The sequence below is a fragment of the Streptomyces sp. NPDC104309 genome (genome assembly GCF_055584025.1).
In genome coordinates this window covers 364,372-384,136 of the sequence record NZ_JBVJMV010000002.1, presented here as the reverse complement: position 1 = coordinate 384,136, position 19,765 = coordinate 364,372, and the positions used below count along the sequence as shown (strand labels likewise).

Below are 19,765 nucleotides of genomic sequence, written 5' to 3'. Positions count from 1 at the left end.
TCACGGATCCGACAACCGGCCGGGCGAACCCGCAAAGCACCCCTCACTCGGGGACGAACGCGTACTGCACCTCGTACAGATGGCCCGCCTTGACCATCACCGTCGCTTCGACGGGCCGGTCGTCATCGCTGTGGACGATGCGCAAGGTGCGCAGTACGGGCAGGTCGCCGGGGAGCCGGAGCAATCGGTACTGGTCCTGGGTGGCGACACGCGCGGACACCCGGTCCACACTGACCCGAGGTGGATAGCCCAGTGCCGTGAGAAGGGTGGGCGTACCACCGGTGATTCTGCGGCGTTCGGTGAGGGCGGTACCGAGGGCGATGTCCAACGGGTAGTAGGAGGCGACGAGTTCCGCCGGTTCGTCGTCGATCGACAGCAGCTGACGCCGGAGGACCGCAGTTCCACCCAGCTGAAGGCCCAACGCCGCAGCAACGTCTGCCGGAGGCTTCTCCTCGGCCACCTCGATCAAGGTGCTGTGGGCGCGCGCACCCGAGTTCGCTGCTTCGCTCAGCCAACGGTACGGCCGGCCGGAGGCCGCCGGTGCCATGTACGCGGCCGGACGTATCGTCCGCTGCCGGTGCTCGCGAACCGTCACCGACGCACCTGGGCGTCCAATGACCAGTCTTTCGCCTTTGAGGAGTTGCAACGCCTTCTGCACGGTGGCGTTCGAAGCGGAGAACCGTTCCTTGAGTTGCGCGGTGGAGGGGAGGCCGGCTCCCGGGGCCAGATCCCCGGACATGATCTCGTCGCGCAGATCCGCCGCGATCCGCTCATGCAGGGAGCGGCGGTCCAATGTCTCGTCGTCCACTCCGGGCACAGTCATCCGATCCTGATCTCGTACCGCAGGTTCTGACCTCGGGGAGACATGACCATCACATCGGCCTGGATGGGTCGGTCATCTCCACTCAGCGTGAGCCGTGTCAGTTCGAGCACCGGCTCACCCGCCTCCAGCGACAAGGACGCTCTCTCGCCTTCGGACGGCATGCGGGCCACCACATCCTCCTGCGCTCGGACACCGGCATACCCCAGATCGGCGAGCAGCCGGATGGCCCCTCCCCGGATTCTGCCCGCTGCGGCCAGCCCGGTTCCCCGAGCGATCTCCAGCGGGTAGTAGGTGTCGGTCAACTCGCACGGCTCACCGTCGAGGTACATGATCCGCCGTCGCTCGACGACACGACCGCCACGCTCCACCAGGAGGAGGTCGGCCACCCTGTCAGGTGCGACCACCTCTCCCGCGCGCACGATCCGCTGGGCACCTCGTCGCCCTTCGGCTGCCGACTCGGCCCCCCAGGCATCGCTTTCGCCCCGGACGGGCGGCGCCAGGTACCGAGCGGATGTACCGGCCCTCTCTTCACCCACGGCCTTCTCCTTCGCAGTTGACGCCCGAGACACCCTGCCGCTGCACACGGTAGGCGAAGCATTCGATCCCCCCAAAGAGTACCTTGCCGCCTTTCGCGAATAGCAGTACGGTGTGCGCGTCATGCCCCACGAGCAAGGCGGTGGACCACCGTGTCTCTGTCGCAGCAACGGCGCTTTCCCCGACGACGCACCTCTGTCGGTGCCTCACGCGACTTCGTCGTCGATGTCCTCACGGAGTGGCAGCTCACGCCCCTGATCGACGACATAAAGCTCTGCGTCTCGGAACTGGCGACCAATGCCCTGCTGCACGGCGTCCCGCCGGGAAGGGAGTTCGCCGTCCGCCTCCGCGCAACAGAGGAACTTGTACGCCTGGAAGTGCGGGACAGCGGCGGCGGACGACCGGCGATCCAGCACGCGGAAGACGACTGCTGCTCGGGGCGCGGCTTATTCCTGGTCGATGAACTGGCCGCGGAGTTCGGCATCGACCACCACATCGTCGGCAAAACCGTCTGGCTCACGTTCAAGAGGCCTGCCGCACCGCTCACCCCGTGAAAGGGACCGGCCCCGCCGGACGTCCGACGGGGCCGAGGCAGCAGACGTCCCGGGGCTACGACCCCAGGATCGTCGTGAGGAACTCCCCCGTCCACGCCAGCAGTTCGCGGCCCACGACCGGCTTGCCGCCGATCCTGCCGGTGGTGGGGCGGGGTACCAGGATCTGGTGGACGGCCGGCTTGATGACCGTCTTCGGGTAGAGGCGCTTCAGACGCAGCTCCTGCGATTCGCGCAGCTCGACCGGGGCGAACCGGATGTTCGAGCCCTGGAGCACGATCTCGCCGACGCCGCAGGCGCGGGCCAGCATGCGCAGGCCCGCGACCAGGAGGAGGTTCTCGACCGGCTCGGGGAGCTTGCCGTAGCGGTCGGTGAGTTCCTCGCGGACCGCCCTGATGTCGTCCTCCGTGTTGGCGGAGGCGATGGCGCGGTACGCCTGGAGGCGCAGCCGCTCGCCCGGGGCGTAGTCGTGCGGGACGTGCGCGTCGACCGGGAGCTCGATCTTGACCTCCAGCGGCGGCTCCTCCTCCACGCCGCCTTCGAGGGAGGCCCGGTAGTCGGCCACCGCCTCGCCGACCATGCGGACGTACAGGTCGAAGCCGACGCCCGCGATGTGGCCGGACTGTTCGCCGCCCAGGAGGTTTCCGGCGCCGCGGATTTCGAGGTCCTTCATCGCCACGTACATGCCCGCGCCCATCTCGGTGTGCTGGGCGATCGTGGCCAGGCGCTCGTGGGCCGTCTCGGTGAGCGGCTTCTCCGGGGGGTAGAGGAAGTACGCGTAACCGCGCTCGCGGCCACGGCCCACCCGGCCGCGCAACTGGTGGAGCTGGGAGAGGCCGAAGTTGTCGCCGCGTTCCACGATCAGAGTGTTGGCGTTGGAGATGTCGATGCCGGACTCGACGATCGTGGTGGAGACCAGGACATCGAACTTCTTCTCCCAGAAGTCCACCACCACCTGTTCCAGGGCCTGTTCGGACATCTGGCCGTGGGCGGTCGCGATCCTCGCCTCGGGGATGATCTCGCGCAGCCGCGCGGCGGCCCGGTCGATCGACTCGACGCGGTTGTGGATGTAGAACGCCTGGCCCTCGCGCAGCAGTTCACGGCGGATGGCCGCGCCGATCTGCTTCTCCTCGTACGGGCCGACGAAGGTGAGAACCGGGTGGCGCTCCTCGGGGGGCGTGGTGATCGTCGACATCTCGCGGATGCCCGTCACGGCCATTTCGAGCGTACGGGGGATCGGCGTCGCGGACATGGTGAGGACGTCCACGTTGGCGCGGAGCTTCTTCAGCTGTTCCTTGTGCTCGACGCCGAAGCGCTGCTCCTCGTCGACGATGACCAGGCCCAGGTCCTTGAACTTCGTCTCGGCGGAGAAGAGGCGGTGGGTGCCGATGACCAGGTCGACGGAGCCCTCGCGGAGCCCCTCCAGGGTCGACTTGGACTCGGACTCCGACTGGAAGCGGCTGAGCGCCCGTACGTTGACCGGGAATTGGGAGTAGCGCTCGGTGAACGTGCCGTGGTGCTGCTGGACCAGGAGGGTCGTGGGGACGAGGACGGCGACCTGCTTGCCGTCCTGGACCGCCTTGAAGGCCGCCCGTACCGCGATCTCCGTCTTGCCGTAGCCGACGTCGCCGCAGATCAGCCGGTCCATCGGGACCGACTTCTCCATGTCCTCCTTGACCTCGGCGATGGTGGAGAGCTGGTCGGGCGTCTCCGCGTACGGGAAGGCGTCCTCCAGCTCGCGCTGCCAGGGGGTGTCGGGGCCGAAGACATGGCCGGGCGCCGCCATCCGGGCCGAGTACAGCTTGATCAGGTCGGCGGCGATCTCCTTGACCGCCTTCTTGGCGCGCGCCTTCGTCTTCGTCCAGTCGGCGCCGCCGAGCCGGTGCAGGGTGGGCGCCTCGCCACCGACGTACTTGGTGACCTGTTCCAGCTGGTCGGTCGGAATGTAGAGGCGGTCGCCGGGCTGGCCCCGCTTGGCGGGGGCGTACTCGACGAGGAGGTACTCGCGGGTGGCACCCTGCACCGTGCGCTGCACCATTTCGATGTAGCGGCCCACACCGTGCTGCTCGTGGACGATGTAGTCGCCGGTCTCCAGCGTCAGCGGGTCGATCGTCTTGCGCCGGCGGGCCGGCATCCGGCCCAGGTCCTTGGTGGCGGTGCGCTGCCCCGTGAGGTCCGTCTCGGTCAGCACGGCGAGCTTGAGCTCCGGGTCGACGAAGCCCTGGTCGATGGCGCCGCAGGAGACGTGGACCAGGGACGGGGAGATCTCCGCCAGGTCGGCGTCCAGGCGGGCCGCGATGCCCTCGCCGCCGAGCACCTCGACGGTGCGGGAGGCGAGCCCCTGGCCCTCGGTGACGTACACCGTGCGCCAGCCGTCGGCGAGCCGGCCCTTGGTGTCGGCGAACGCGCGGGCGGTGTCGCCGCGGTACGACTCCGGGGCGTGCATCGCGAGCTTGAGGGTGTCCTCGCCGAGTTCGTCGTCCGCGGCGAACGGGGAGACCGACCACCACATCATCCCCAGCTCGCGGGCCCGGTCCCGGATGTCCGCGATGCCCCACAGGGAGGCCGCGCCGACGTCGATCGGGGCCTGGCCTCCGCCCGCGGTCGCGGCCCAGGACGCCTGGAGGAACTCCTGGCTGGTGGCGACGAGGTCGGCCGCCCTGGTGCGGACCCGCTCCGGGTCGCAGACCACCGTCATCGAACCCTTGGGCAGTACGTCGAGCAGCAGCTCCATGGCGTCGACGAGGACCGGGGCGAGGGACTCCATGCCCTCCACCGCGATCCCCTCGGCGATCTTGCCGAGCAGTTCACCCAGCTCCGGGTGTTCCTCGGCGAGGGCGGCGGCCCGCTCACGGACCTCGTCGGTCAGCAGCAGCTCACGGCAGGGCGGTGCCCACAGCCCGTGCTCGGCGATCTCCAGCGACCGCTGGTCGGCGATCTTGAAGTAGCGGATCTCCTCGACGTCGTCGCCCCAGAATTCCACTCGAAGGGGGTGCTCCTCGGTCGGCGGGAAGACGTCCAGGATGCCGCCGCGCACGGCGAATTCGCCGCGCTTCTCGACCAGTTCGACCCGGGAGTACGCGGCTCCCGCGAGTGCGTCGACCGTCTTGCCGAGGTCGGCGCTCTGCCCGATCCGCAGCGCCACGGGCTCCAGGTCGCCGAGCCCCTTGACCTGCGGCTGGAGCACGGAACGGACCGGTGCGACGACGACCTTGACCGGACCGGTCTCCGGGTCGTCCTCCCTCGGGTGCGCCAGGCGCCGCAGCACGGCCAGGCGGCGGCCCACGGTGTCGGACCGGGGCGAGAGGCGCTCGTGCGGCAGGGTCTCCCACGACGGGAACTCGGCGATCGTGTCCGGCGGCAGCAGGGTGCGCAGGGCCGCCGCCAGGTCCTCCGCCTCCCGGCCGGTCGCGGTGACGGCGAGCACCGTGCGCCCGGTCTCCCGGGCCAGCGCGGCCACGGCGAACGGCCGGGCGGCGGACGGACCGACGAGGTCGACATGCATCCGGTGGCCGTCGCCGGCGGCCTTCACCGCTTCGGAGAGTGCCGGGTCACGTACGACGACATCCAGCAGACCGTGCAGGCTCATGAAGGGCTTCCGTCCGGGTAACGAGGGCGAGGTCTGACAGCCGGCTGCTGCCAGGGGGCAACGCGAAGGACCCGACACGTCTCACGGGCCGGGGTGTTTCCAGCCTACGACTCCCCTGTGACAGCCGCGTGCGCGGTCGTCCCGGGGCGGAGGGTGTGCGGCCTGATTCCGGCGGGTGACGACACGGGGTGCCGTGGCCGGGCAGACGCGGGAATCCGGCACCGAGGAGGCGTGGCAATCCGTCACCGGGCAGGCGCGGGAATCGGACAACGGGCAGGCGTGGCGATCCGGCACCGGGCAGGCGCCGGTCCCGTTCCGCTTGGTGCCGTCCGTCGCGCGTCCGGCACCGCTCGTCGCGGGCCACGAACCGTTCATCTCCGCATTCCACACAGTTGTGTCCGGGCTCCTCACAGAAATGATCCCAGCGTCTACGCTTTGGCCGAAGATTCCACAAACAGTTGCACGGGCAGTGAGTACGGCAGCCATCGACCGGCACTCACGGGCGATCCCCGGAAGTGCGCGGCCACGCATGGACCAGGCAGCGGGGGCACACGTGGGCGAGAACGAGATGTCCATATTCGGGGTCTCGGAGGCCGAGGAAGAGGTCTACCGGCACTTCCTGCGCAATCCCGGCACCGCCACCGACGATCTGCACCTTCTGCTGCGCACCGACCCGCAGTCCGCACGCTCGTGCGTCGACCGGCTCCAGGAACTCGGGCTGCTCCATCCCGAGGGCCCCGACCTGCGCATCTTCCCGATGGATCCGGAGGTCGCGCTGGCCCGGCTGATCGACTTACGTCTGCACGCGCTCCACCAGGAGCTGCAGCGCGTCACCCGGTCCCGCCATGTCATCGACGGTCTACGCGCGGAGCAGGGGGCACGAAGACCCCCTCCACCGGGCATCGAGCAGTTGGAGGGGCTCGCCCAGATCCGCAACCGGATCGACGACCTCGCCTTCTTCGCCCGGGACGAGATCCTCTCCGTCGAGCCGTACACGAGGCTGTCGCCCGAGAACATCGCCCGCTCGCGCCCGCTGGACCTGCGATGTCTGCGGCGCGGCGTGCGGATCCGGAATGTCGTCGCACGGGCCGCGCTGCACGATCCGGCGACCGCCGCCTATCTGCGGGAGCTGGCCGATCACGGGGCGGCGATCCGGGTGACGGCGCACACCGCGGAACGACTGCTGGTGTACGACCGCAGGGCCGCGCTCGTCCCGCTGGATCCGCGCGACACCTCGCGCGGCGCGCTGCTCGCCCATCGCAGCGGCCTGGTCTCCAACATCATCGCCCTCTTCGAGAAGATCTGGGACCAGGCCGACGACCTCTCGCAGGCGATGGGCGAGGACACCGGGGCGCCGGGCAACGGCCTGTCGGAGACCGAGCGGCGGGTGCTGGTGTCGATGTGCACCGTGGGCAAGGACGAGGCGGGCGCCCGGGAGCTCGGCGTCTCGGTGCGGACCTACCGGCGGCATGTCGCCGATCTGATGCAGAAGCTCGGCGCGGCGAGCCGCGCCCAGGCGGCGCTGCTGGCACGGGAGCGCGGCTGGATCTGAAAGGTGCGGGTCCCGGGCCGGTCCCGGGACCCGCGCGCGGGTCCGGATCCACGTGAGGTGCCCTCGCCCGCGACCGCGCCGCCGCCGTGCCCTCACCGCTCCTCCGCCCAGCCCTCCAGTGCCCGGTCGGCGAGGGCACTGGCGAGGGCGCGGCAAACCGTCTGCCGGTCGACGGCGGGGGGCAGGGCGACGCGCAGGGCGATCCGGTCCGGGCCCACGGACCTCGGCGTGCAGCTCCAGTGGGCGGGGAGCAGGCTCAGCAGACGTACGACGGTGGTCTCACCGGTCGGGGCGGCGGCGTCCCGGCGGACGGTGACCAGGTCCACATGGCCCGGGGCGTGGACGGCCCCCTTGTCGGCACGCGTCATGGCGCGCCTCCTTCCGGGGCCAGCACCTGTCTGGCGGCCGACGCCATCGCCGCGATCCCGGCAGGCAGGGCGGTGCGGACGTCCGGGGCGAACTCCGGCGCGTGGTTGGGCGGTACGCGCGGTCCGCCGTCCCGGGCGGCGCGCCACTGCCGTACCCCGGTCACGCCGAGCAGCCAGTACACCGTCGCCACCCCCGGGGCGCCGAACCACGAGAAGTCCTCGGTGGCCGTGAGGGGGCCGCAGTCCGCCACCCTCCCCGGCCCGAACAGCGCCTCGTGCACCCCGCGTACGGACGCGGTGGCGGCGGCGTCCGTCAGCAGCGCGGGCGAACGCGCGGTGACGGTGAAGTCCGGCCCCTGCGGGCAGCCGGAGGCCGCACATTCGGCGGCGGTGATCCGGCGCGCGGCAGCCGTCATCCGGTCGAGCACCGGCTCGGACAACGCACGTAAGCACAGGGCGAGTTCGGCTGTCTCCGGGATCACGTTGCCGCGCTCCCCGGCCCGCAGCATGCCGACGCTCAGCACCGCCTGCTCGGCCGGTGCGGTCTCCCGCGAGACGACGGACTGGAGCCGCAGGACGACGGCCGCCGCCGCGAGGACCGGGTCGATGGTGAGGTGCGGGGTGCCGGCGTGGCCGCCGCGCCCGTACAGGGTGACGTCCACCGCCGCGCTGGCCGCCGTCAGCGGGGTCCGGAAGTCCGCGGCGTGGGCGAGGGTGCCGGCGGGGGCCGGCGAGGTGTGCTGGGCGAGGACCACGTCCGGGGTGCCGAACCGTTCGTACAGCCCGTCCGCGAGCATCTCGCGCGCCCCGGTCAGGGTCTCCTCGGCGGGCTGGCCCACCACCAGGACGGTGCCGCTCCATTCGGGGCGCGTCCGGGAGAGTTCGGCCACCGCTCCGGCGACCGCCGCGAGATGGAGGTCGTGTCCGCAGGCGTGCATCACTCCGGGCACGGTGCTGGCGTAGGCGAGGCCGGTGCGCTCGGTGACCGGGAGGGCGTCCAGTTCGGTGCGGAGCATGACGGTCGGTCCGGGCCCGTTGCGCAGGACGCCCACGAGTCCGTGGCCGCCGCCGATCCTCCGGGTGACCGCGCAGCCGCTCGCCTCCAGCCGCGCGGCGAACCGGTCGGCGGTGCCCTGCTCCGTCCCGGAGAGCTCCGGATGGGCATGGACGTCGAGGTAGAGCTCGATCGCGGAGCGCAGCACCTCCCGCGGCACGACCGGCGGCACGGGCGGCGGTAAGGCCGAGGACGGGGCCGGATTCGGGGGCGGGGGTTCGGGTGGGGTGGGGTTCTCCTTCATGTCATCTCACCTCGTTCCGCTGGGCGGGTTGGGTCCTCGTCCGTGAGCCTGCGCCGCCCCGGCTTCAGGAATTCGGCGTTCCGCTGTCATGGGGTGCCAGCGATCTGACAGCGAAAGCGCGGCCGATCTGACAGCGGCCCCCGCTGCAATGGCATCAGCTCAGGGGAACAGCGCCGGACCCGCCGGCCGGTCCCCGCGACCCAAGGGAGAACACCATGGCCCCGAAGACCGAGCTCGCCACCCTCGCCGACGAGATCCTGGAGCTGGAGTCGGAGACCTTCGAGATCTCGGACTACTCGGACGCCGCGGAGGTCGTGCTCGCCGGCTCGACGTCCTGCTCCTCGACGTCGACCTGCTCCAGCACCACCAGCACCACCTCCTGCTGCGCCTGACCCGGTCGCACAGCACGCACGTCCACAAGCCCTCTTCGCGGAGCGCACGCGAAGGGGGCTTGCGGACGTCGTGCCCGCACCGGGCACGTACGCGCCGGGCACGCCCGCACCCGTCACGTCCGCACCCGTCACGCCCCCGCCGGCCACGTATGCGCCGGTCGTCTCGGCACCGGTCACGGGAAGGGGTGCGGAACGCGCTTGACCGCGGACTCCGGGAGGTCGTCGGCTCTCCGTCCCGCCACCCGCAGCGCCGTCCGAAGCCTGGGCATCAGCAGGGCGCGCTGCCGTGTCCAGCCGAAGTCCAGCGGCAGGAAGCCGGGCACGAGGGTGGCGACGGTGTGCAGGCCCATCCGGCGCTGCTCGGGCGTGGTCTGGTCGACCGCGATGACGTCGTGCCCGACGGCGGCGATCTGGTCGCGCAGCAGGTTCAGATCGTCCAGCAGGTCTCCGGTGCGGGGCCGCCGCGGCTCCCAGTCGCCGAAGGTGTCGGCCGGCGGGCGCACGGCGACCGGGTCCAGGTATTCCTTCGCGTGCTCGGCCATCGCGGGCAGCCCGTAGAGCTGGGCGTGGTCCTTCAGCTGCCGCACACGGGTGAAGTCCTGTGCCATGGCGCTGAGTTCACTGTGACGCTCGGCGACCTGGTAGGGCAGGTGCGGAATGTAGGTGAGGACTTCGGACAGGGCCGACTCGATGGTGCTCTCCGGGTCGAATCCGGCGGCGGCGGCGAACGACAGCGTCCCGTACCCGCCGTCCCGGCGCACCGCGAGAGCCGTGACGACGGGGACGGCCAGGTCCATCCGGGTGTCGAAGGCATGGACGTCGTAGCCGTGCAGCGCGGCCCGGTCGGCCATCGTGCGGACGGCCGGGGAGCGGCAGGACCCGAGGTCGATCGCGGCGAGGGGGGCGCGGCCGTACCAGGCCAGGAGGAAGGCGTCCCGCTCGACTGTCTCCAGGAGCCCGAAGAGGATCGCCTCCTCCAGACTCCCGCCGGTGGCACAGCCGTTGGAGCATTCGAAGACGAAGTTGTCGGCCTCGACCCCGGCGCTGTAGTGGGCGAGCCGGGCGGGCACGAGGACGGGGCGGTCGTCGCGCAGGGAGTGCCCCCACACCCAGGGGATGGGCCGGTCGGGGTCGAACGGGGAGACCATGGGGTCGTTCGCGTAGGTCTCGGGGGCGTAGAGACCGCATGCGGCGGGGTCGAGGGCCCGGTCGGCCAGCCGGTTGTAGGAGCCGATCACGGGAGAGGTGCCGCGTCTGCGTGTGGTGCCCGCGTACCGTTCCAGGCCCTCCAGGTGGGCGAGCGTGCGGCTGGTGTCGTAACGGTTGGCCTGGCCGCTCCAGGTGACGTCGTTGAGGCCGGCGTAGCCGCGTACGAAATGGGTGCCCGCGACCGGCGCCGTGGTGGTGGACGTCGGATTGATCCAGATGTCGGAGCCGAGGGTGCCGCACACCGGGTTGGCGAGCGCGGCGGTCGGCAGGGGGTACGAGGCGAGGGAGCGCAGCCGGTAGCCGTCCGGGTCCGGTTTGGGGGCGGGACGCAGGACCATGCGCGCCGAGGCGGCGGTGTCCGGGACCTCCTGGACGCAGGAGGGGCAGAGGGGTTCGGGCAGGAGCGGGAACGTCGCGGTGGCGAGGGTCACCAGGTCGATCCGGGTGACCCGGGGCAGCGCGCGGTCGGCGGGGGTCGCGTCGGGGGTGTCGTGGCCGCCGCCCAGGACGGCGCGGTAGACGGCCCAGACGGCGTCGACCGCGTAGTCGGTGAGGACCGGCCAGTGGACGGCGCCGTGCGGTGCGCCGCCGAGTTCCAGTGCCTCGCGCTCCGAGCGGCTGCGCAGCCGCTGCCAGCGCATGGCCAGGCACTGTCCACAGGCCGTGGTGCCCGGCTCGCCGCCCCAGGGTCCGATCAGCACGGCCCGTGAGGTCAGCTGGACACCGGCGGCGGGGCGGGCGTCCGTGTACGGGTCGGGGCGGCCGAAGCCGAGGGTGTCGGCCGCGCCCAGCGGGACGACGAGGGGGGCCGGCAGCGCCGACGGGGCGGGCAGCCGCGCGTACCGGGTGGTCAGCTCGTCCTGGAGCGCGGCGCGGGCCGTTTCCAGCGGGCTCTCGGCGCGCGCGGGTGCGGCGCCGGTGGCGGTGGGCGTCGTCATGACTTGTCGCTCCAGCGGAAGGTCCTGAGCGCGATCGCGCAGAGGACGAGGGCGAAGCCGGCGAGCACCGCGCAGGACACGCCGATGTCCGAGGCGGTTCCGTCGCCGGTCAGGGCTCCGGAGATCCCGTCGTTGAGGTAGCGCAGCGGCAGTACGCGGGAGAGGTTCTGCATCCAGGACGGCATGGCGTCGAGCGGGAAGAACGAACCGGACAGGAACGCCATGGGGATCATCAGGCAGTTGGCGACGGCGGCGACGGCTTCGGGGGTCTTCGCGTAACTGCCGACGATGACGCCCATCGCGAGGAACGCGGTGATGCCGATGACCAGCACCGGCAGGGCGAGCGGCCAGCGGCCGTCCAGCCGGAGGCCGAACGAGGGCAGCAGGGCGACGGCGACGAAGAGCACGGCCTGCACCGCACCGATGCCCAGCGCCAGGACGTAGCGGGAGGCGAGGACGGCGGACACCGGCGTCGGGGTCATCCGGATGAGGCGCAGGATGTCGTCGCGCCGCCACTGCATGAGGACGAACCCGACCCCGAACACGGCCGCGTTGCCGACGCCCCAGGACAGCACGCCGGGGGCGATGTAGTTGATGTACGGCTTGCCGCTCTCCTCGACCGTCTGCCCGTGGAAGATCAGTCCGAAGACCACCAGGAAGATGAGCGGGAAGGCGAAGGTGAAGAACAGGGTGGTCTTGTCGCGCGTGTAGGCCCGGTATCCGGCCTGGCTCAGCGCCGCGTATGCGCTCATCGGGGTGTCTCCGTATCGCTGGGCATGAGGGTGGTGGGGCCTGGTGGGTCGGCGGTGGGGCCCGTTACGGCCGCGGGGCTCCGGTCTGTTTCCCGGTGAGCGTCAGATACACGTCTTCGAGGCTCGCGGTGCGGGTCCGGACGCCCTGGAGACCGGCCAGGGCGTCGATCGCGGCCAGGACCCTGCCCGATTCGAGGGTCTCCAGGACGAGTGCGTCCGGCTCCTCGGTGACGCTGTCGACGCCTTCGATGGCCCGCGCCTGGTCGGGGGTCATGCGGCCCGCGGGAACCAGCAGCCGGGTGGTGGGGCCGGCCGCGGCGATCAGGCGGGCGGGGCTGTCGAGGGCGGCGACGGAGCCGTCGACCATGATGGCGACGCGATCGCAGAGCGCCTCGGCCTCGTCGAGGTGGTGGGTGGTGTAGATGATGGTGCGGCCCGCGCCCTTGAGCTCGCGCAGCACCTGCCACAGGTCGCGCCGCGCCTGCGGGTCGAGGGCCGCGGTCGGCTCGTCCAGGAAGATCAGTTCGGGTTCGTGGACGAGCGCGGAGGCGATGGCGAGCCGCTGGCGCTGGCCGCCGGAGAGGTCGTCCACCCGGGTGTCGCCCTGCTCGGTGAGGCCGACGGAGGCCAGCGCCCGTTCGGCCGCCGCGCGGTCCACCCGGTAGAGCGCGGCCATGGTGCGCAGATGTTCGCGGGCGGTGAGGCGGACGAAGAACGCCGAGGTCTGGGTCTGTACGCCGAGCCGGGGCAGCAGGGCCGCGTCGCGCGGCCAGGGGCTGGTGCCGAGGACGGTCACGGTCCCGGAGTCGGCCCTGCGCTGCCCCTCCATGATCTCCACGAGGGTGGTCTTGCCCGCCCCGTTGGGGCCGAGCAGTCCGAAGAACTCGCCGCGCGGCACGGTGAGGGACACCCCGTCGACGGCCCGCGTGCCGCCGTACCGCTTGTGCACGTCGTCGAGGACGACGGCCGCCGGGCGGGGGCCGTCGTCCGGGCCGGCCTGGTTGCCCGGGGAGGTGGACGGGGCGGTGGGGGTCATGGACTTCTCCTTGTCCGCCGCTGGGGGGCGGCTCGTACCTTCGGGGCGGCGGGTCGGCATGCGGTCGGTGGTCACACGGTGAGCAGATGGTGGGCGGCCGCCACGACGGCGGCGAGGATCAGTACGAGCACGAGCACCGAGCCCAGCCCGTAGCCGAGGTAGGCGGTCCGGGCGCGGCGTGGATAGCCGGCCGCCGCCGGGTCGCGGCGGGCGGCCAGGCGCAGATACGCGCCGGTCGACGCGGCGAGTCCGGTGGCCCCGCACAACTGGCTCACGATCCGGTAGCCGTCGAGCGGCGGGAACGGGACCAGCATGGCGAGCGCCTGCGCGCTGCCGAGGAGCAGCAGGGCGCCGAGCGCGTCGTGCGTGGCCGTGTCGAGCGGGGCGAACATCCACAGGGCGCAGAACGGGAGCAGGAACAGCAGGTTCATCACCGCGCCCGCCAGCGCGGTGTGGATGCGTTGCCAACGGGTGCCCAGATAGAGGTAGTTGCCGACCGTGCAGTACATGATGACCACGGGCAGCCGCCAGCGCAGACCGATTTCGGCCACCGCGCCGCCGTGGTGCCGGGCGACGACCCCGTGGGCGAGTTCATGCAGGGCGGTGCTGAACCAGAGCAGCGTGGCGGCGCCGGTCAGCAGCACGGGATTGGTGAACAACCCCCTTATGTTGACCAGGAGTTCGCCCACGCGCAGGGCGACCACCACCTCCATCGCCACGACCAGCACGAGCAGGGGCACCAGCCACCCCGGAGCCAGCAGGAAGCCGACCGCCCGGTGCAGCCGGGCGGTGGCCGCGTCGGCGTCGGCGACCAGCCGGACGCTGCCGCGCAGCACCCCGCGCGCGGGCTCGACGATCCCGGCGGGCCGGGTGGCGGGTACGGCGGATCCCTCGGGCGCGGCAGATCCGGCGGGCTCGACGAGCCCGGCGGGCCGGGTCGCGGGTGCGGCGGATCCCTCGGGCGCGACGGATCCCTCGGGTCCGGCGGGTGTACGGGCGTCGGCCCCGGCCAGCAGTCCGCGGGTACCGAGCATCCGCAGGATCTGCTGCCAGCGGGCGCCGTCCAGTCGGCGCCCGTACTCGCGGGCGTACTCCTCGCCGATCTCCCGCAGGCTCCGCTCGCCGTCCATCCTGGCGATGAGGAAGTGCTCCTTGGGGCCGACCCGGAAGGAGCTGCCGCTGTCGGTGTCCTTGATCAGATGCACCGTCGCGGCGCCGTGCAGCAGCGCGTCGCTGAGCAGGACCCGGGGCCGCAGCGCGGGCCGGTACTCGGCGAGGGCGTCGGCGGCGGCGCTCATCCCGGCTCCCGCAGGGCCCGGCCGAGCACGTGCGAGAGGTACGCCTCGTCCCTGATCGTCACATGCAGCCGGTTGTTGGTCATATGCATGTACGGGGAGAGGAGCAGCGGCAGGGAGGCCGCCGGATCGGTGACCAGTTCGTCGCGCTCGCCGTCCCAGGAGCGGAACGTCAGATCGCCGTCGAGGGTCAGCGCGACGGCCCTGTCGCGCAGTTCGACGCAGTGCTCGGCCCAGCCGGCGAGGAATCCGGGCAGCCGCGCCGCGCCCTCCTCGCCCGCCACGGCGGCCCGGATCGCGACGAAGCGGGCGGCCAGTCCGGCCGCCATCGAGGCGTAGTTGCGGTCGTACTCGTCGCTGCCGATGAACCCCGTGCCGGGGAAGGCGCGGTGCCAGAACTCGTAGTAGCTGTCGAGGTAGTCGGCGAGTTCCCGCCGGTCCGGCAGGAAGGCCGCGGACATCACCATCATCAGCTGGGCGGAGGTGCCGAGCAGCACGGTCCGCAGATGGAGGTTCTTCGTCCGGAAAGCGTCGATGACCAGGTCGCTGGAGTGCCTGAAGTGCCATTCGGCGAGCTCGATCCCGGCCGGGCCGCCGTATTTGCCGTACTCGGGTTCGTAACGCTCCTCGCTGCGCGAGTTGTTGGGGCGCAGGTTCATCCGGCCCTGGTCGTCCATGTAGTGGCCGCGTTCGGCGCCGGGGAACTCGATGTCGAACAGGGTGTTGTAGAAGTCGTTGAGGAACCCGGAGTCCACCTCGTACAGCGCGGGCCGTTCCGCCAGGAACGCGTCGAGGGCCGCCTCGGTACGGCGTCGCACCTCGGCCTCGGCGTCCGGGGCCGCGGGCCGGATCCGCAGCCTCACGTGAGGACCCTCCAGCCAGTAGTTGATGAAGAAGTAGCCGGCGAGCAGGCCGTCCGCCTCCAGTTCCGCCACCAGCGGGCGGATGCAGTGGGTGAGCATCGGCCGGGGGTTGGCGGCGTAGAAGATGTGGGTGGCCTGCCAGGCTCCGGCCCGGCGGGTCTCCGTGACGGCCGGGGTGGGCGGGGCTGGACTCATGAGTGGTCCCTCCTTCGGACGGGGGTGACGGTCTCCACCGCGAGCTCGGCGACATGGCGGCCCCGGCCGGAGAAGGTGTGCAGCCCGTCCTCGTCGGGCAGCATCTCCCGGAACACGACCCTGGCCCCGTCGTTCCTGATCAGTGCCTCGAACGCGGACAGGGAGAGCGGGCTGTCGAAGTCGACGTAGCTCGGCTTCGCGCCGGTCGCCCCGCGCGCGCCGCTGTCGGCGACGGTGGCGAAGACCCGGTCCGGCAGGCCATGGGCGCGGCGGAACGCGTGCCAGCCCAGGAACCAGGCGTCCTCCCCGGCCCCCGGCCCACGCAGCGGCAGCACGGCCGCGGGCGCGCTCCAGCTGCGCCGGCTGAGCACCACACTGCCGTGCCGGACCCTCGGCCTGCGGGTGACCCCGCCGTCCGGAGCGCCCTCCGGGACGCCGCCCCACACATTGAGCGGGGACATGGAGGTGGGCGAGAGGAGAAGCAGGGTGCGGGGCAGTTCGGGCAGCGCCAGCGGGACGAGGTAGCCGAGGTAGACGGGCACCACCTCCTTGCCCAGCCGGATGGAGCGCAGGACGAGCCGGTCCGCGGCCCGGTCATGGACGAGGTACAGGTCGTCCAGGTGGATGCGGTGGGCGGCGGGCAGGGTGCCGCGCTCGCCGGGGCAGACGATCTCGTACTCGGTGAGCCTGCCGTGCAGATTGAGATTGCTGGTGACGGGCCCGCCGGTGACCTCGGCGAGGACGGCGCCCTCGGGCACGAGACCGGCGGTGGCGGCGAGCAGTTGTTCGTCGAGGCCGTCGAAGAGGTGCGTGAACCTGCTGAACGGGAAGGAGACGCCCCCGTACGAGCGGTTGAGGACCACCAGCGGGTCGGCGGGCCGGTCGACGATCTGCACATGGTGCGCGAGCGGGGTGAACTCCGCATCCAGGGACGACAGTTCGCCGGCCACCTCGTCGAGGACGTCCGCGTCGACATGGATCTCGCCGCTGCCGTCACCGGTCTTCTCCCAGGCCGACCACAGGGCGCGCATCCGCTCCACGAAGGCCTGCCGGGCCGTGTCGAGTGCCTTGAGCTGCGGCAGGGAGAGCCAGTTCTCCTCGGGTACGTAGTTCCCGTCCGCGTCGAACGCGGTGCGCTTCGCGGTGAACGACATGTACTGGTCGAAGAAGTCCTCGTGGAAGTCGTGGACCAGCTTCAGCAGATCGTCGCAGCGTCCGCCCTGCCCGTACCGGGCGAGGAAGAACCCCTTGAACGTGACGCGCTGCGGCAGGGTCAGGTCGAAGGCGGGCAGCACCCGCTCCACGGCGCCGAGCGGTCCGGCCGCCAGCCCCTCCCAGGCGGCTGCGGAGAGTTCGGTGCGCCGGCCGGCCGCCACGTCCTCGTACAGCAGGGTCTGCGGGATTCTCGCCCGGTCCACACCGAGCTCCGCCACCTGGATGTCGCTCAGTTCGGTGCGCAACTCGGCCATCAGGGCGCGTCGTTCGGCCGGGCCCGCGTCCGCGAACCGTTCGACGCGGGACGCGGGGGCGTCGAGCCGGGCGGCGAGCCGGTCGGCCCAGGGGCGGTCCAGTCCGCGCAGCGAGGTCTGGAAGGCGCGCAGCGGATCGGTGTCATGGACCTCGGTCCGCAGGCAGGGGACCTGCACCATGCCGAGGTCGAGGAGTGCCTGGAGGTAGTGGGCGCACTCGGCCTCCCCGGCGTCCTGGTCCTCGGCCAGCCAGTCGGCCAGCTCCCCGTAACGAAGGGTGCCGCGCTCCTCGAACAGGCCCAGGAGGCGCTCCAGGGTGCCGCTGCGGCGGAGGAAGAACAGCCGGTCCTTGACCGTGTCGAAGGTGACGGCGGTGTCCTCGTCGCCCTGGGTGATCCAGCGCCGCACATAGCGGACCCGGTCGTCGTCGCGGCCCCAGCCGGAGGCCGGGGCGACCGGCAGATCGGCGCGGCGGACCGGGTCCGCGATCACGGCCTGGGCGAGCCTGCCGACGGCGACGACATTGAGCCGCAGCAGCCCGGCCCATTCCTCGTCGACCCGGACCGCGAGCCCCCGGTCCTCGGCGGGCTCGCCGAAGGTCCCGAGGGCGACCCCGGTGAACGTGGAGAACGGACTGGTCTTGCAGGCCGTCCGGTAGAGGTACGAGAGCAGCGAGCGCTCGATCTTGCGCCGCTTCTTGTCCGGCGTCGCCCCGGCTGCGCTCCTCGTGTACGCGTCGAGCTGTGCGTCCAGCGCCGGGGAGGCCAGCGGCAGCCCCTTGCGCAGCCGTTCCTCCCCCGCCAGCCGGCGCAGTGCCTCGCGGGCGCGCCCGGTCTCGTCGGCGAGCAGGGCGCGGCCCGCCGCCCGCTGCTCGTCCAGCCGGCGCCGGCCGGTCAGCCAGGCCGCCAGCGCGGTGCCGGTCGCCGCGTCGAGTCCCCGCACCAGCGCCAGCGCGTGGTCGGCGGCCCCGGGCCCCGGCAGCCGGTTGTTGAAGACGTCGCGGCGCAGTCGCAGCAGCGTGCGGCGCAGCGCCTCGTCCTCGCTGCCGCCGATGAGACCGTGAAGCAGGTCGCCGAGCCGCTCGCCGTCGGCGCGCGATCGCTCGGTGGCGTGCAGGACCTCGTCGGCCCAGCGGCGGCTGCGCGGGCAGCGCAGCGCCCGGACGCTCTCGACCGGCAGCCCGGCGACCCGCAGCATGAAGCGGGGGCGGGTGACGGTGGCGGTGGATGGGTGGTCCGGCGTCATGGCGGGTGGTCTCCCCTTCTCGTTCCGGTGCTCGTCCAAGGTGGTCACGCTCAGCGGCTGTGACAGCCGCTCAGGCGATCTCGTACCGGAAGTCGGCCGGGGCGGGCCGCTCGTTGCCGATCATCATGATCAGCAACGGCGCCTCTCCCGTCCCGGCGAGGGAGAGTTCCTCGATGTACGAGATGTTGTCGAAGCCGAGCGCCACCCCGCAGCCGATGCCCACGGCGGACGCGGCGGTGTAGGCGGTCTGCGCGATCGCCCCGACGGTGGCGTTGACCAGGCGGTATCCGCGGTCCCCGACGGCGTCGAGGACGGCTTCGGTGCGGACGGTGGGCACCAGGACCGCGCCGGCCTGCTCCAGGTTGTAGTTCGACAGGAAGTAGTTCTTCTGCAGGAACTCCCCCGGCCTGCCCGCCTTCACCAGCCGCAGGACGTGCGCGTCGGGGTCGTACTCGTACGCGCCGGGCGCGATCCCCTCGACATGGCCGACGAACGCGTAGAGCTTCGCCAGCCGCTGCCCTCCGGTGTCCCCGCCGATCCGCGAGCCGGCCACGGAGGCCGCCAGACAGGCCGCCAACTGCTCCGCGCCGATCGGGCGCTGGGCGTCGAAGCGGCCGAAGCTGCTGCGGCGGGTGCGCAGGGCGGTGCGTACGTCCGTGCCGAGCGGCGGGGCCGGCGGCAGCGCCACCTCCGGGCGGGCCGGATCGGCGGGGTGCGCCGCCGCGGGGGCGAGCGCCGACGGGTCGGGGCGGTCGGTGGCGCGGGCGGCGGTGACGGCCTGCATCCGCCGGAGCGCGTCGAAGGCGAGGACGGTGCGTGAACGCTCCCGGTCCCGGTGGGGCACGGAGACCGGGGCGACGGAGGGTGTGCGGGCGGCGGCCCCGGCCCAGTTGAGCGGTACGACGGCGAAGACGCCCTCCGCCGCCGTGTCGACACCGAGCAGCCGGCCGAGCCGTTCCTCGTCGAACCAGAGCGCGGGCTGTACGGACAGTCCCCGCGCACCGGCCCACATCCGCCAGGTCTGTACACACGCGCCGAGGTCCATGGACACGGCGTGGAAGGAGAAGTTGTTGTACTTGAAGGCGTTCTGCCAGTACTTGATCCCGAGGACCAGATACTGATCGGTGTCCGGCCCCGGCGCCCCGTCCCCGAGCGCCGCCCGCACCTCGCCGGAGACGTCCCCGGTCAGCAGCCGCTGCATCGCGTGGTGCCGGGTGGAGTAGTAGTGCACCCCCGGCGGTACGGGACCGCTCGGCCCGGACACCCAGTAGACGCTGACCGGGTAGAGCCCGCCGCCGGACGCCGAGCCCCGCGACCAGTTGGCGAGCGGGTAGTGCGGCAGGGCACCGAGGTCGGTGTTGGTCTGGATGCCCAGGCGGCGGCCGGTCAGCCCGTAGGAGTCACGGAGCATCCCGGCGAGCAGCGCGAGGTCGAACTCCCCGTCCCCGTAAGCCTCCTGGGCGAGTCCGCGGTCGAGCGCGGCGTCGGCCGGGTAGTCGCAGTCGGGCAGCGGAAGGCTGTCGACGCCGGGGTAGAACTTGGTCTTGCGCGGGCCGTCCGACCAGTTCGGCACGAAATCGGCGGGGTCCATCGGGACCCGGCCGCGCTGAAGGATCGCGGCGGCGTATTCATGGGCGTACCCCATGGCGGGCTCCT

The 19,765-nt window shown here is 72.0% G+C and carries 15 protein-coding genes; 3 read left to right on the top strand and 12 right to left on the bottom strand.

Annotated elements, in window-relative coordinates:
- Positions 1-43 precede the first annotated feature (43 nt).
- Both ACZ68L_RS03515 and ACZ68L_RS03510 read right to left on the bottom strand, forming a co-directional pair.
- On the bottom strand, positions 44-823 hold the full coding sequence (locus ACZ68L_RS03515) for a GntR family transcriptional regulator (protein ID WP_469573835.1): 780 nt from the start codon (positions 821-823) through the stop codon (positions 44-46).
- Positions 820-1,359 (bottom strand): UTRA domain-containing protein, encoded by a 540-nt coding sequence (locus tag ACZ68L_RS03510; RefSeq protein WP_469573833.1) that lies wholly within the window; start codon positions 1,357-1,359, stop codon positions 820-822. The genes ACZ68L_RS03515 and ACZ68L_RS03510 overlap by 4 nt, the downstream gene beginning before the upstream one ends.
- Positions 1,360-1,509: 150 nt before the next feature.
- Here ACZ68L_RS03510 and ACZ68L_RS03505 point away from each other — a divergent pair, with 150 nt between their 5' ends.
- The gene (locus tag ACZ68L_RS03505; protein ID WP_469573831.1) at positions 1,510-1,911 is read left to right on the top strand and encodes an ATP-binding protein; all 402 of its coding nucleotides are present in this window, start codon (positions 1,510-1,512) and stop codon (positions 1,909-1,911) included.
- A gap of 55 nt (positions 1,912-1,966) precedes the next feature.
- Here the strand turns inward: ACZ68L_RS03505 and mfd are convergent, their stop codons facing one another.
- Positions 1,967-5,497, bottom strand: a complete 3,531-nt coding sequence (gene mfd, locus ACZ68L_RS03500) for a transcription-repair coupling factor (RefSeq protein ID WP_469573830.1) — start codon at positions 5,495-5,497, stop codon at positions 1,967-1,969.
- 553 nt (positions 5,498-6,050) lie between these two features.
- Here mfd and ACZ68L_RS03495 point away from each other — a divergent pair.
- Positions 6,051-7,049 (top strand): LuxR C-terminal-related transcriptional regulator, encoded by a 999-nt coding sequence (locus ACZ68L_RS03495; protein ID WP_469574012.1) that lies wholly within the window; start codon positions 6,051-6,053, stop codon positions 7,047-7,049.
- Positions 7,050-7,141: 92 nt separating this feature from the next.
- Here the strand turns inward: ACZ68L_RS03495 and ACZ68L_RS03490 are convergent, their stop codons facing one another.
- Positions 7,142-7,417 carry a hypothetical protein gene (locus tag ACZ68L_RS03490; RefSeq protein WP_469573828.1) on the bottom strand — a complete coding sequence of 92 codons (276 nt, stop codon included), beginning with the start codon at positions 7,415-7,417 and terminating at the stop codon, positions 7,142-7,144.
- Positions 7,414-8,715 (bottom strand): amidohydrolase, encoded by a 1,302-nt coding sequence (locus ACZ68L_RS03485; RefSeq protein WP_469573827.1) that lies wholly within the window; start codon positions 8,713-8,715, stop codon positions 7,414-7,416. The genes ACZ68L_RS03490 and ACZ68L_RS03485 overlap by 4 nt, the downstream gene beginning before the upstream one ends.
- A 215-nt stretch (positions 8,716-8,930) precedes the next feature.
- Here ACZ68L_RS03485 and ACZ68L_RS03480 point away from each other — a divergent pair, with 215 nt between their 5' ends.
- On the top strand, positions 8,931-9,107 hold the full coding sequence (locus tag ACZ68L_RS03480) for a thiazolylpeptide-type bacteriocin (protein ID WP_073790073.1): 177 nt from the start codon (positions 8,931-8,933) through the stop codon (positions 9,105-9,107).
- Positions 9,108-9,280: 173 nt separating this feature from the next.
- On the opposite strand, the gene ACZ68L_RS03475 is transcribed toward ACZ68L_RS03480, so the two are convergent.
- The 7 genes from ACZ68L_RS03475 to ACZ68L_RS03445 all read right to left on the bottom strand — a co-directional run bounded on the left by ACZ68L_RS03475 (position 9,281) and on the right by ACZ68L_RS03445 (position 19,754).
- Complete coding sequence (locus ACZ68L_RS03475) at positions 9,281-11,254, bottom strand: TOMM precursor leader peptide-binding protein (RefSeq protein ID WP_469573825.1); 1,974 nt, start codon at positions 11,252-11,254, stop codon at positions 9,281-9,283.
- On the bottom strand, positions 11,251-12,006 hold the full coding sequence (locus ACZ68L_RS03470) for an ABC transporter permease (protein WP_469573823.1): 756 nt from the start codon (positions 12,004-12,006) through the stop codon (positions 11,251-11,253). The genes ACZ68L_RS03475 and ACZ68L_RS03470 overlap by 4 nt, the downstream gene beginning before the upstream one ends.
- Positions 12,007-12,070: 64 nt before the next feature.
- Positions 12,071-13,042: an ABC transporter ATP-binding protein gene (locus ACZ68L_RS03465; RefSeq protein ID WP_469573821.1), complete on the bottom strand. Its 972-nt coding sequence runs from the start codon at positions 13,040-13,042 to the stop codon at positions 12,071-12,073.
- A gap of 71 nt (positions 13,043-13,113) precedes the next feature.
- Complete coding sequence (locus ACZ68L_RS03460; protein WP_469573820.1) at positions 13,114-14,340, bottom strand: M50 family metallopeptidase; 1,227 nt, start codon at positions 14,338-14,340, stop codon at positions 13,114-13,116.
- Positions 14,337-15,395 carry a lantibiotic dehydratase C-terminal domain-containing protein gene (locus ACZ68L_RS03455; RefSeq protein WP_469573818.1) on the bottom strand — a complete coding sequence of 353 codons (1,059 nt, stop codon included), beginning with the start codon at positions 15,393-15,395 and terminating at the stop codon, positions 14,337-14,339. Before ACZ68L_RS03455 ends, ACZ68L_RS03460 begins: the two co-directional genes overlap by 4 nt.
- Positions 15,392-18,109 (bottom strand): lantibiotic dehydratase, encoded by a 2,718-nt coding sequence (locus tag ACZ68L_RS03450; RefSeq protein WP_469573816.1) that lies wholly within the window; start codon positions 18,107-18,109, stop codon positions 15,392-15,394. Before ACZ68L_RS03450 ends, ACZ68L_RS03455 begins: the two co-directional genes overlap by 4 nt.
- A gap of 70 nt (positions 18,110-18,179) precedes the next feature.
- Positions 18,180-19,754: a nitroreductase family protein gene (locus ACZ68L_RS03445; RefSeq protein WP_469573815.1), complete on the bottom strand. Its 1,575-nt coding sequence runs from the start codon at positions 19,752-19,754 to the stop codon at positions 18,180-18,182.
- Positions 19,755-19,765 lie beyond the last annotated feature (11 nt).

What these genes read in the sequence shown, in the direction of transcription:
- ACZ68L_RS03515 (WP_469573835.1), bottom strand. Translation starts at nt 823, where the DNA reads ATGACTGTGCCCGGAGTGGACGACGAGACATTGGACCGCCGCTCCCTG.
- mfd (WP_469573830.1), bottom strand. Translation starts at nt 5,497, where the DNA reads ATGAGCCTGCACGGTCTGCTGGATGTCGTCGTACGTGACCCGGCACTC.
- ACZ68L_RS03490 (WP_469573828.1), bottom strand. Translation starts at nt 7,417, where the DNA reads ATGACGCGTGCCGACAAGGGGGCCGTCCACGCCCCGGGCCATGTGGAC.
- ACZ68L_RS03485 (WP_469573827.1), bottom strand. Translation starts at nt 8,715, where the DNA reads ATGAAGGAGAACCCCACCCCACCCGAACCCCCGCCCCCGAATCCGGCC.
- ACZ68L_RS03480 (WP_073790073.1), top strand. Translation starts at nt 8,931, where the DNA reads ATGGCCCCGAAGACCGAGCTCGCCACCCTCGCCGACGAGATCCTGGAG.
- ACZ68L_RS03475 (WP_469573825.1), bottom strand. Translation starts at nt 11,254, where the DNA reads ATGACGACGCCCACCGCCACCGGCGCCGCACCCGCGCGCGCCGAGAGC.
- ACZ68L_RS03470 (WP_469573823.1), bottom strand. Translation starts at nt 12,006, where the DNA reads ATGAGCGCATACGCGGCGCTGAGCCAGGCCGGATACCGGGCCTACACG.
- ACZ68L_RS03465 (WP_469573821.1), bottom strand. Translation starts at nt 13,042, where the DNA reads ATGACCCCCACCGCCCCGTCCACCTCCCCGGGCAACCAGGCCGGCCCG.
- ACZ68L_RS03460 (WP_469573820.1), bottom strand. Translation starts at nt 14,340, where the DNA reads ATGAGCGCCGCCGCCGACGCCCTCGCCGAGTACCGGCCCGCGCTGCGG.
- ACZ68L_RS03455 (WP_469573818.1), bottom strand. Translation starts at nt 15,395, where the DNA reads ATGAGTCCAGCCCCGCCCACCCCGGCCGTCACGGAGACCCGCCGGGCC.
- ACZ68L_RS03450 (WP_469573816.1), bottom strand. Translation starts at nt 18,109, where the DNA reads ATGACGCCGGACCACCCATCCACCGCCACCGTCACCCGCCCCCGCTTC.
- ACZ68L_RS03445 (WP_469573815.1), bottom strand. Translation starts at nt 19,754, where the DNA reads ATGGGGTACGCCCATGAATACGCCGCCGCGATCCTTCAGCGCGGCCGG.